Annotated in this window: 10 protein-coding genes; 4 read left to right on the top strand and 6 right to left on the bottom strand. The window is 60.6% G+C overall.

Translation table 11 applies throughout. The features are described from left to right. Window positions 1–6 precede the first annotated feature (6 nt). Both glnA and BDB13_RS22470 read left to right on the top strand, forming a co-directional pair. Entirely contained in the window at window positions 7–1347 is a 1341-nt protein-coding gene (gene glnA, locus BDB13_RS22475; RefSeq protein WP_094273770.1) for a type I glutamate--ammonia ligase, read from the top strand. After that, window positions 1344–4358, top strand: a complete 3015-nt coding sequence (locus BDB13_RS22470) for a bifunctional [glutamine synthetase] adenylyltransferase/[glutamine synthetase]-adenylyl-L-tyrosine phosphorylase (protein WP_094273769.1) — start codon at window positions 1344–1346, stop codon at window positions 4356–4358. The genes glnA and BDB13_RS22470 overlap by 4 nt, the downstream gene beginning before the upstream one ends. Before the next feature lie 7 nt (window positions 4359–4365). Here BDB13_RS22470 and BDB13_RS22465 read toward each other — a convergent pair whose 3' ends face one another. Then, window positions 4366–5226, bottom strand: coding sequence for a spermidine synthase (locus tag BDB13_RS22465; RefSeq protein WP_094273768.1), 861 nt, complete (start codon window positions 5224–5226; stop codon window positions 4366–4368). Between the two features lie 131 nt (window positions 5227–5357). On the opposite strand from BDB13_RS22465, the gene BDB13_RS22460 reads away from it, so the two are divergent. Both BDB13_RS22460 and BDB13_RS22450 read left to right on the top strand, forming a co-directional pair. After that, a complete protein-coding gene (locus tag BDB13_RS22460) occupies window positions 5358–6485 on the top strand; it encodes an NDMA-dependent alcohol dehydrogenase (protein ID WP_094275117.1) in 1128 nt (375 codons plus the stop codon). Window positions 6486–6842: 357 nt separating this feature from the next. Continuing rightward, window positions 6843–7364, top strand: coding sequence for a hypothetical protein (locus BDB13_RS22450; RefSeq protein ID WP_094273766.1), 522 nt, complete (start codon window positions 6843–6845; stop codon window positions 7362–7364). A gap of 298 nt (window positions 7365–7662) precedes the next feature. Here BDB13_RS22450 and BDB13_RS22445 read toward each other — a convergent pair whose 3' ends face one another. The 5 genes from BDB13_RS22445 to BDB13_RS22425 are packed head-to-tail and all read right to left on the bottom strand — an operon-like array spanning window position 7663 to window position 11949. Continuing rightward, on the bottom strand, window positions 7663–8337 hold the full coding sequence (locus BDB13_RS22445) for a hypothetical protein (RefSeq protein ID WP_094273765.1): 675 nt from the start codon (window positions 8335–8337) through the stop codon (window positions 7663–7665). Continuing rightward, entirely contained in the window at window positions 8337–8978 is a 642-nt protein-coding gene (locus BDB13_RS22440) for a hypothetical protein (protein ID WP_094273764.1), read from the bottom strand. The genes BDB13_RS22445 and BDB13_RS22440 overlap by 1 nt, the downstream gene beginning before the upstream one ends. Next, window positions 8975–9766 carry an ABC transporter ATP-binding protein gene (locus tag BDB13_RS22435; protein WP_094273763.1) on the bottom strand — a complete coding sequence of 264 codons (792 nt, stop codon included), beginning with the start codon at window positions 9764–9766 and terminating at the stop codon, window positions 8975–8977. Before BDB13_RS22435 ends, BDB13_RS22440 begins: the two co-directional genes overlap by 4 nt. Beyond that, entirely contained in the window at window positions 9759–10844 is a 1086-nt protein-coding gene (locus tag BDB13_RS22430) for a FecCD family ABC transporter permease (RefSeq protein WP_094273762.1), read from the bottom strand. Before BDB13_RS22430 ends, BDB13_RS22435 begins: the two co-directional genes overlap by 8 nt. Beyond that, window positions 10825–11949, bottom strand: a complete 1125-nt coding sequence (locus BDB13_RS22425) for an ABC transporter substrate-binding protein (RefSeq protein ID WP_254922922.1) — start codon at window positions 11947–11949, stop codon at window positions 10825–10827. Before BDB13_RS22425 ends, BDB13_RS22430 begins: the two co-directional genes overlap by 20 nt. Window positions 11950–12020: the final 71 nt, after the last annotated feature.

The raw sequence follows: 12020 nt of genomic DNA, 5'->3' as shown, positions 1-12020 counted from the left end.
GCGGACATGGATCGCCAAAAAGAATTCGTGCTTCGTACCCTGGAAGAGCGCGACATTCGGTTCGTCCGCTTGTGGTTCACCGACGTTCTCGGTTACCTCAAATCGGTGGCGATCGCCCCCGCCGAGCTCGAAGGCGCCTTCGAAGAGGGAATCGGTTTCGACGGTTCCGCCATCGAGGGATTCGCCCGAGTCTCCGAAGCGGACACCGTTGCCCGCCCGGACGCGTCGACATTCCAGGTTCTGCCCTGGGCCCACAAGGACGGTGCGCAGCATTCGGCGCGCATGTTCTGCGACATCACGAACCCTGACGGTTCGCCGTCCTGGGCGGATCCGCGCCACGTACTGCGTCGCCAACTGAGCAAGGCCAGCGATCTGGGCTTCAGTTGCTACGTGCATCCGGAGATCGAGTTCTTCCTCCTCGAGAACGGCCCGATGGACGGCACCCCGCCGATCCCGGCCGATTCCGGTGGTTACTTCGATCAGGCCGTACACGATTCGGCCCCCAACTTCCGTCGCCATGCGATCGACGCCCTCGAGTCCATGGGCATCTCCGTCGAGTTCAGCCACCACGAGGCCGCGCCCGGCCAGCAGGAGATCGACCTCCGCTACGCCGACGCACTGTCGATGGCCGACAACGTGATGACGTTCCGCTACGTCGTCAAGGAGGTTGCGATCGGTGAGGGTGTGCGGGCGAGCTTCATGCCCAAGCCGTTCAGCGATCAGGCCGGCTCAGCCATGCATACACATATGAGCCTGTTCGAAGGCGACACCAACGCATTCCACAATCCGGACGATCCGATGCAGCTCTCGGAAACCGGCAAGGCATTCATCGCCGGCATCCTCGAGCACGCCAACGAGATCAGTGCCGTCACCAACCAGTGGGTCAACTCCTACAAGCGTCTCGTTCACGGCGGCGAAGCACCCACAGCGGCGTCGTGGGGTCCGTCCAACCGCAGTGCACTGATCCGCGTTCCGATGTACACGCCGAACAAGGCGTCGTCGCGTCGTGTCGAAATTCGCAGCCCAGATTCGGCCTGCAACCCGTACCTCGCGTTCGCGGTATTGCTGGCGGCCGGTTTGCGCGGAATCGAGAAGGGCTACACCCTTCCGCCCGAGGCCGAGGACGACGTGTGGTCGTTGACCTCCGCGGAGCGTCGTGCGATGGGCTACAAGGCATTGCCCGGCAATCTCGACAGTGCGTTGCGCGAGATGGAGAAGTCCGAACTGGTGGCTGAAGCACTCGGTGAGCACGTCTTCGATTTCTTCCTGCGCAACAAGCGTCGTGAATGGGAGGAATACCGGAGCCACGTGACGCCGTTCGAGCTCAAGAACTACCTCGGTCTGTGACGGTGAAGCCGCCATCTGCTCGAGCAGTAGTTCCGGGACCGGGTCGGCTCGGGCTGGTCGAGTCCACGGCCGCCGACGAACTCCGCCAGCTCGGATGGGTCGACGCCGACAGCATCGAACTCCTGTGGTCCCTTTCTCGGGCGGCCAACGCGGACCTCGCGTTGCGCACGCTGGTGCGCATCAAGGAATCCTTGGGCGCCGGCTGGCGTGAGCTCGACGCCGCGCTGCGCACGAACAAGAGTGTCCGCGGTCGTCTCCTGGCATTGATCGGGGCATCCGCAGCGTTCGGCGATCACCTGGTCGCCGATCCGATCGGGTGGAAACTCCTCGACGGTTCGTCCTTGCTGAGCAAAGACGCAGCCACGTCCGCATTGCTCGATTCTGTCGGAGCGAGCCTCGACGAGGGCGCCGGACCCGGGTCGCAGACGTACCGCGCCACCGTCACCGGCCCGGAAGCCGTTGCTGCGCTGCGTAAGTCGTACAAAGATCAGCTCATGCTGCTGGCTGCCTGCGATTTGGCGGCCACGGTCGAGGATGAGCCAGTAGTTCCGTATCAGACTGTCGGCCATCAACTTTCGGATCTGGCAGATGCCGCACTGACCGCCGCACTGGCGGTAGCTATCGCCACAGTGTGTCCCGAGGGCAACTGTCCGATCAGGCTTGCCGTGATCGCGATGGGTAAATGTGGTGCCCGCGAACTGAATTACGTCTCCGACGTCGACGTCGTATTCGTTGCGGAACCGGCCGATGCCACAGCCAGTCGGGTAGCCGGTGAAATGATGAGGATCGGCACCTCCGCCTTCTTCGAAGTTGATGCCGCATTGCGCCCCGAGGGTAAGCGCGGAGAACTGGTGCGCTCACTCGATTCTCACGTCGCGTACTACAAGCGGTGGGCCAAGACGTGGGAGTTCCAGGCGCTACTGAAGGCTCGGCCGATGACCGGCGATATGGAACTCGGTCGTCAGTACGCCGAGGCCATGAGCCCGATGGTGTGGACTGCGTCCGAGCGCGAAGACTTCGTACCCGAAGTGCAGGCCATGCGCCGACGCGTCGAGGAGATGGTTCCGGCCGAGATGCGTGAGCGTGAGCTCAAACTCGGCCGCGGAAGTTTGCGCGACGTCGAATTTGCCGTCCAGCTCCTGCAATTGGTGCACGGCCGGGCCGATGACGCCCTTCACGTGCAGAGCACCGTCGATGCGTTGTCTGCTCTCGCTGCCGGTGGGTACGTGGGCCGGGACGACGCCGCAAACCTCACGGCGTCGTACGAATTCTTGCGACTTCTCGAGCATCGTCTGCAACTGCAGAAACTCAAGCGCACGCACACATTGCCGCCGCCGGACGACGACGAGGCATTGCGCTGGTTGGCCCGTGCGGCACACATGCGTCCCGACGGACGTCTGGACGCACTCGGAGTCTTGCGTGCCGAAATCAAGCGGAACTCGCATCGGATCCGCCGGCTCCACGCCAAATTGTTCTACCGTCCACTGCTCGAGTCGGTGGCGCGGATGGACAAGGAAGCCATGGTTCTCGGACCGGACGCTGCCATCCGTCAGTTGGCGGCGTTGGGGTACACCGCCCCCGAAAATGCGTTGGGTCACCTCACGGCATTGACCACGGGCGCATCGCGCAAGGGCAGGATTCAGGCACTGCTGCTGCCGACACTGCTCGAATATCTTGCTGACACACCGGATCCTGATGCCGGACTCCTTGCGTATCGACGATTGTCCGACGCCCTGGTCGATCAGACCTGGTTCCTCCGGTTGCTTCGCGACGAGGCCGCTGTTGCCGAACGTCTGATGCGGGTGCTGGGTTCCTCGGCTTATCTTCCTGATCTGCTGATCAAAGCGCCCGATGTGATTCGCCTGTACGCCGATTCGCCGAGCGGCCCACGTCTGATCGAGCCGAAGCCCGAGGATGTCTCCCGCGGAATCCTCACTGCCTCAGGCCGGCATAGCGATCCGAATCGCGCTGTTGCTGCGGCACGTTCGTTGCGTCGGCATGAATTGGCGCGGATCGCCTCGGCTGACATCCTGGGCATGCTCGATGTTCCCGAAGTATGCAAGGCGCTCTCTTCGGTATGGGCTGCGGTACTCAACGCGTCTCTCTCTGCCGTAATCAAGGCCAGTGTTGCGGAATTGGGCACACCGGCACCGGCAGCTTTCTCCGTCATCGGCATGGGCCGACTCGGCGGCGGTGAACTCGGATACGGGTCCGACGCCGACGTTCTGTTCGTGTGCGAGCCCGTCGAAGGTGTCGACGAGACAGTTGCAGTCAAGTGGGCCAACAGCATTGCGGACAAGGTGCGCAAGCTGTTGGGAGCGCCCAGTACTGATCCGCCGCTCGAGGTTGATACCGGACTGCGTCCCGAAGGCCGAAACGGTCCCATGGTCCGCACCCTCGAGTCTTACGACGCCTACTACTCGAAGTGGGCACAGGCGTGGGAAATTCAAGCACTTCTGCGCGCTCATCCCGTTGCCGGCGATCCCGTACTGGGGCTCCAGTTTCTCTACATGATCGACAAGACTCGCTACCCTGCCGGTGGCGTCGACGACGCGGCCGTTCGTGAGATTCGGCGGATCAAGGCTCGTATCGACTCCGAAAGGCTCCCTCGCGGAGCTGATCCCGCAACGCATACCAAACTCGGTCGAGGTGGCCTGGCCGACATCGAATGGACAGTGCAACTGATCCAACTGCGGCATGCCGACAAGATAGAGTCCCTCCACAACACTTCGACCCTGGAAACCCTGGACGCCATCGGCGCTGCCGAGTTGCTCAGCGAAGAAGATGTGGAACTGCTACGCGACGCCTGGATCACTGCGACCAAAGCACGGAATTGCCTTGTGCTGGTTCGAGGTAAGCCGACTGATCAGTTGCCCGGCCCGGGACGCGTCCTGGCCGCTGTGGCACAGGTCGCCGGGTACGGAGACGACGCGGGGGAGTTTCTCGACAACTACCTTCGCATCACGCGTCGGGCAAAAGCTGTGGTGGAGAGGGTTTTCGGCGGAGAATAGTATCGGGTCAGTCTTGTAGGACCGACCCGCTTGCCGCGAACTTCCGGACCTCCGCGTCGCCCCACACGTGCGCTGGAACACCGCCGCCGAGTAGCTCGCGTGCAAGCGCCGGAGAATTGGCGATGGGAACGTCGCTGCCCGCGATGATCATGTTGCCGTAGCGTCGGCCCTTGAGCATCGCGGGATCGGCGATGATCGCCAGATGCTCGAAGTGTGCACCGATAGTTGCCGCTTCGGCCCGCGCTCCTTGCAGATCCGGGGTGTCGCCGCAATTGACCAGGTAGATACCGCCGGGCGCGAGGACGCGTCGTACGTGGGCGGTGAACTGGGCCGTGGTGAGCGGCACCGGAGTCTTGCTGCCGGCGAAGACATCTCGAATGATGATGTCGCGCGTAGATTCGGTGAGGGTTTCGGTGACGGCGCGCGCTTCACCCACGCGGATGCGGAGAAGTGGTGCCCGCGGAAGATCGAACCAGTTGCGGACCAATTCCGTCAGCGCGCCGTCGATCTCGACCACAACCTGCCGAGCATCGGGATAGGTGGCCGCGAAGTACCGAGCCATCGAACAGGCGCCGCCGCCGAGATGGAGCACCCGAAGTCTTTCTGTTCGAGAGCGTTCGGAATCGACGAGGTGCGCAATCCATCGCATGTACTCGAAATCCAGAATTTTCGGATCGGCAAGATCGATGTGCGAGCTGGGGACACCGTTGATCTGCACTATCCAGCCGGTGTCGGAGTATTGATCGCGAACTAGTTCGCAGGTCCCGGTGTCGATCGGGAAGATTCCGGGAACGGGGCCGGTCTCGCCCTGTTCGGGAGCGGTGCTGCGATTCTTGGTCTTACGAGTTCCTTTGGCCACTGCGCCCATTCTAGGCGCACGGAGTCGCAGTATTTTCGCGCCATTTCAGGCACACTCATGAGTGGAGTGTGATCGGAGACACATGATTCCGGTTCGGTCCGTCGTCGTCCGTGCGTCACGAAGAATTTCGAGGAGTGCAGGTGAAGGTCAAAGCAGCAGTAGTGAAGGCACCCGGCCAGGCATGGGAGATCGAGGAAGTCGAACTGGGAGATCCGGTCGCCGGTGAAGTGCAGGTTCGACTTGCCGCGTCCGGGTTGTGCCATTCGGACGAGCACTTGCGCACTGGCGCAACTCCGCTGCCTTTCTATCCAGCTCTCGGTGGCCACGAGGGCGCCGGAGTGGTGACAAAGGTGGGCGCTGGCGTCGCCAATATCGAAGAAGGCGATCATGTGGTGCTCGCGTTCATCCCGGCCTGTGGACGGTGTCCATCGTGTGCCAAGGGGCTCCAGAACATCTGCGACGAGGGCGCGGGCCTGCTGACCGGCCAGGCGATCTCGGACAAGACGCATCGTGTGACATTGAACGGAGAACCCGTCGTCCAGATGTGTCTGCTGGGCACGTTCTCGCCCTACGTCACGGTCAACGAGGCATCAGTGATCAAGATCGAGAAGGACATCCCTCTCGACAAGGCTGCTCTGCTCGGCTGCGGCGTTGCGACGGGCTGGGGCTCGGCGACGGCAATCGGCGGCACCAAAGTCGGTGACACGGTGGTGGTCATCGGCATCGGTGGAGTCGGCATCAACTCGGTACAGGGCGCCGCGGCGGCCGGGGCACGCTATGTCGTTGCCATCGATCCGGTGGAGTTCAAGCGACAGAAGGCAAAGGAGTTCGGTGCCACACACACCTTTGCCTCGATCGAGGAAGCTCTCCCGGCGATCGGCGAAATCACCTGGGGGAAGATGGCGGACGTTACGGTCATCACGGTCGGTGAGATCCACGGCGACATGATCCAGCCCGCGCTCAGCGCTACCGGTAAGGGCGGACAGGTCGTCGTCGTCGGTATGGGTCACTACGCGGACTCTCAGGTGACGCTGAGCCTCTTCGAGCTGACACTTCTGCAGAAGCGCTTGCAGGGGGCCATCTTTGGCGGAGTGGGACCGCGTTCGCAGATTCCGAAGCTCCTCGACCACTATCGCAGTGGCGCACTCAAGCTCGACGAGTTGGTGACCAAGACTTACAAGTTGGAGGACATCAACGAGGGGTATGCGGACATGCTGGCCGGAAAGAACTTGCGCGGAATGATCGTCTACACGGAGGACGATTACTGATCGTCTTCAGTTCAGCGTGACGGATTTGATTCCGGCCCTCCGGCGTACGTGCCGGAGGGCCGGTTTCGTTTCGGTGGCAGATTTCGGGCGCCGGTGAACGTAGGTACCCAGAATTGGTTTTAATCAAGGTAGCCTTACCTAGCTAAGATAGTGTTCAGTTTGCCGAACTGCGACGTACTGGCCTTCGCCGACAAGGTGAGCACACAGGGCACAGTGGCAGTTGCAACATTGGACCCGATGTCGCACTTCGGAGCATATTTCATGCCGGCAATCGAACGATTCCTCAATGGCTCCGTGCCACGGATTTCAGAGGCTTACGGAAAACAGTTCACCACGTAATTCGATAAGGATCTCATCATGACCAACACACTCACCGTGATCGATCAGGGAACAATCCTCGCCTTCACCTTCGACGATGCGCTGCGCTATCACGGTCCTCTCGCTCCCGGTGGAGTTGCCCATGCGTACAAGGTGATCGAGCGTGTGCTCGAGGTCCTGGGGACCGACGGACCCGTCGAACGTCGTGAGCTTGTAGTCACCACATCGCACGGCGGTCCGGGGGTGCGCGATACTTTCGAGTTGGTCACCCGCAGTGTCACTGAGGGGCGCTACACCGTCGACCCGGCGCTGGCTCGTCCTGAACGCGGAACCACACTGGCGAACTACGTCTTTCAGATCGATTACCGTGGCAAGAGCATCACTCTGATCATCCGTGACGCTGGGTTTGTAGTCGACGAGTTCATTGCGCTCGTGGGTAAGGCTGAGAAGTCGGCTGCGGACTTAGGCCGCTTGGAGGTCCTCAAGCTCGAGATGACTGAACGGGTCATGGCTGCCCCCGCAGATCAGATCTACGATGTTGTGCCGAGTGCGGTCGCGTAGTGACATCGAACAATCGCGGTCGCGTCTGACATCGTGAATCTGGTGATGCGCAAGGGATCTGCACATCAGACCGATTTCCGTGCGTCCTACCTCGACCTGTAGGAGTTCGACGATCTTGATCTGTCGTCGGATGCCGGGCTTGTTGTCACTTCCGATCGTGATCAGATCTTCCTCGAGCGCAAGGAAGTGTCGGGCTTCTACGGCCGTGGATACCCGCAGAAGTTGCGCTGACACGTCGAGAACTAAATACGGTGCCCGTATCGAAAGCGATACGGGCACCGTATTTTGTGCGACCGGGCTAAGTGTGATCGACCCAACGCAGGAGAGCGTAGAGGAAACGGGTCGAACCCGGCATGAAGTTGTTGCCGTGGTGGTACGTCGGATCCAAGGTGGTGGCGATGATCCGGCCGGCCGTCGACGTGGTGTCCTCGAAGAGCATCATTCCGGCGTCATGAGAGTTTCCATCTGAGTCGGGTTCCTCCGAGACCAGAAGTGGGACAACGTCTGCATCGGTATGGAGCAGGCCGTGGTGGTGCCAGATCACGGACTTCGTGGTCAGGTAGTTCCATGATTCGTGATCGTGACTGCGAGTGCGAATCATCGGATCTTCGCCGGTTCGCCACCACCAGAAGTTGGTCGGGCGCGGGCTCCACGTCACACCGGGAAGCCAGGTGTGCGCGGCATTCTCACCCAGAACCACCAGGGTTCCGCCGCGTTCGGCGACAGCGAGGAATTCGGCAGCATGCTTGCGGAGCAGTTCCGGATGCAGACGATCCGCGAGAATCAGAGTCTTGACTCCGTCGAGATCACCGGGCTGCAGGTCAGCGAGATAGTGGAAGTCCGGCTGGTGGGCGACGACGGCCGGATCTTTGACGGTCTGCAAGTGGAAGTGCGATCCACCGTGCACGATCGAAAGGTTGCGTGTGGAGAGGGGAGCGCGATCCGTGCGGTTGAAGGCTTCGAGGGTAGACATCAGATATCCGTTCGGTCGAGCTGGCCGAGCCAGTTCAGGAGTTGCGGAAAGACACGCGAGGACGTGTTGGGATCAGCCTGGAACACCGCAAGGTCGATTCCGCCGTGAACCAGTACCTCGCCGGCACCTAGCGGATAGACGTAGTCGACCGGAAGGCCATGACGACCAATGTAATTGGTGACGATGGCGTTGTCCGGCAACTTCTGGCTGTAGCCGCGCCCGTAGAATCCCGACACTTCCTTGCGGAAACTGAGATCAGCGGGATCGACGCCTGCCCACACAGGGTGAGGGCTGCCGGCTGAGATGGCAAGATCCTTTGGGCCTGAGTACTGGAGTTTGCGCCATTGTCCAAGCTTGGGAAGGAAGTCTGTGAGGGGATGGCCCATCACGGCGATACGACCACCGGCAGTGACGAAGTCGGTGAGAACGTCTCTGTGACGCTCCAGGTAGATCTGATCGCAGTTTCCGTTGATGATGAGTCCCGAGACGGCGCTCAGATCGATCGTATCGAGTTCGTAGAGATCGACATTGCGCACCAGTGCGGTATTGGAGGTGTCACCGGACATGCCGGTGTTGGAACCCATTACCAAGTGCAGAACTCGGGTGATTGTTTTTGTGGCTGTGCCACTTTCGGCAGTCATGAGAGCGAGCTTTCTTTGAGACGGAGGTCGTTGTCGGCCACCGCGAAATTGTCATAGCGGGTGTAGACCACGGTTCGCGGACTACCACGATCGAGGACGGTTTCGGTTGCGACGTCGATACCGTAGAGGCGGGAGAGGGTTTCGCCCGTCACGAGGGCTTCCACGCCGCCGACCACGATCTCCTCGGGGCTGTACATGACGACTGCGTCTCCGCCGAGGTGCAGCGCGTGATCGGGATGATGTGTGGTCAGCAGGATTCCCATGCCTTCTGTAGCAAGTTCACGCAGAAGTTGGAGGACGTGCGCTTGGTTTCGCAGGTCGAGTGAGGAGACTGGTTCGTCGAGAATCATGAAGGTGCAGTCGGTGTTCAGCGCACGGGCGATCAGGACCAATTGTCGTTGCCCACCGGATAGTTCGGTGAAATTCGACGTCGTAAGATGGTCGATACCCACTCGTTCCAGAACGCTACGAGTTTGTGCGACATCGGCTTTGCTGGGGGTTCCGAATGTCGAGACCTTCTTTGCCCGGCCCATCAGCACCATGTCGAACACCGAGTACGCAAAACTTGACGTAGTCGCCTGTGGGACGTAGCCGAAGTTCGGATCGCGGATGACCCGACCTTCTTCGGGGGTGCTGAGCCCCGCGATGCACCGAAGCAGGGTGGTTTTTCCCTTGCCGTTGGGGCCGAGGATCGAGGTGATCGAACCTGACGCAATGGCGAGGTTGGTGTGTCGAAATACCCAGTCGCGTCCGGGATAGCGAAATCCGAGGTCTACTAGCTCAAGCATTGATGAACGCCTGTCTGCTCGACTTGCGAAGGAGAACCACGAAGACTGGGGCGCCGATGATTGCCGTGAGGATTCCTAATGGAATCTCGCCGGGGCTGATCGTGCGCGAGAGAGTGTCGATCACAGTGAGGTAGGCCGCGCCGAGAACGAACGTCGTAGGCATCGAGATTCGGTGATCGGGACCGACCCACAACCGGGCCAGGTGTGGAACCACTAATCCGACCCAACCGATCACGCCAGACACTGCGACTGCACCGGCCGTCATGAACGCCACCATAACGAGAAGCAGCATACGCAGGCGGTGAGGCTTGATTCCGAGTGATGCTGCGTCGTCGTCCCCGAGCGAGAGGATGTTCACCCGCCACCGCAGGCCGAGTATGACGGCGCTGCCGAGGAGAATGGGAACCGCCGCGATCGCAACTTTGCCCATATCGGCGGTTGCCAGGGAACCCATGAGCCAGAAGACAATTGACGGCAGTGTGCTGTACGGGTCAGCAAGGTAGGTGATCAGTGAAACCAGTGCTGAGAAGAACGCACTGGTTACCACACCGCCGAGCACGATCATGAGGATGGAACTGCCCGTGCGAGTTTTGCCGATGGCGGTGACCATCACCAGAGCCGCGATTCCGAATATAAACGCTCCGCCGACGAGGAATGCTGACCCGAGGCCGAGCATGAGGGCGAGGACGCCACCGAACGACGCACCTGAAGACACTCCGAGCACTTGCGGGCTCACCAACGGATTCCGGAACACTGCTTGCAACGCTGAGCCACCCAGTGCGAGTCCGCCGCCGACCAGCATGCCGAGAAGCAGTCGCGGGAGACGAACGCCGAGAACAACTTGCGATTCGACCTCGGTCCAGGTCTGTTCCAATGGAATTACTCGATCGATGAGGATGCGAGCGACTTCGTTGACCGGAATGGTGTATCGGCCGATGGCCAGGGCTGCCAATCCGATCGCGAGTATGCCGAAGGTCAGGATCAGCGGAACAGTGAAAGCCTTGTACCGCGAGGGTTTCCCGGCGTCTGCGGCACTTGCTTCACCAAAGGTGGGACTCTCAAGCGCTGAACGAGTCATAGCCCGTGCTCACCTTGTTGGACTCGAGATGCAGGATGCGGTCGATCTCGGCGTCCGTGACATCGTAGGCATACAGCGACGTGTACGTATCTCGGATACGGTTGCGCAGATCGAGATCGAGTTGTGCTTCGGGGTAAAAGATTTCGGCAACCCAGAGCCACATCAGATTCGACTCGTTGCACGGGGGATCCCAGGAAAACCCGCCGATCGGCGCTTTGTAGACGCGCTTGTTCTTCACCGCGCTCAGTGATGCCCAGTTCGGGTTGTCGTAAATGTCCTGCGGAGTGGCGGCGTCGAAATTTCCGAGAACCAGGACCTCGGGATCCCAAGTCAGGATTTGCTCCTTTGTCACCGCGACGCTGGTGCCCTTTCCTGCGCCTCGGGCAACGTTCGTACCTCCGGCGAGTGTGATCCAGAAGTCCATGTAGGTGTTGTCAGCGGAGACCTTGGTCTCGGGTGTGCTGTAGAAGTACATCGCGCGTGGGGCTTTGGCAGCATTCGCGGCGGCGATGGACTCGACTGTCTTTCGATCGGCAGCCATGCGGGCGAGTATTTCCTGCGCTTCCGACTTCTTGTCGAGCAGATCGCCGAAGATGTTGATCCATGCTTCGAGATCCTCCTGAGTCCCGTACTTGAGGAGGATTACCTTCAATCCGGCGTTGCGGAGTGGTGCAACGATGTCGTCTCCCTTGTCGCCCCACTGGATCACGACATCCGGGTTGAGCGAGAGGATCTGTTCGACGTTGGGAACGAAGTCGGGGCCGGAAACTACTGGGGTGTTGAGGAATTCCGGGAACATCGTGGCCAGCATGCCGTTTTTGGCGAGGGAAATCGCACTGGAGTTGACGCCGACATTCCGTGAGATCGACTGATCAGAACCGGCGATCATGGACGGGACTGGAATGATAGCCGAGGCGATACGTCCTACGGGAGTGTCGAAGATGATCGTGTTCTGGTATTGATCGACGACGGTAAATTCTTCTGCCGCGTTTTCGGTCGTCGAGGCTTCGCCGACAGGCGTGCGACTCGAGCAAGCCGTGATCCCTAAGGCTCCTAGTGCAGCGGCGGCAACGCCCATTGATCGAATCAGTTGGCGGCGCGTCATGGCGCCTCCCAGAGTGGACGGGTGCTGAAGCGGACACATGTGTTCTCCGAAAAGTCTTGTCACAGTGACGG

Origin of the sequence: Rhodococcus sp. OK302 (assembly GCF_002245895.1) — a bacterium.
Classification (GTDB): domain Bacteria; phylum Actinomycetota; class Actinomycetes; order Mycobacteriales; family Mycobacteriaceae; genus Rhodococcus_F.
The sequence above is the reverse complement of the archived record's forward strand: the minus strand, read 5'-3'. Positions and strand labels throughout refer to the sequence as shown.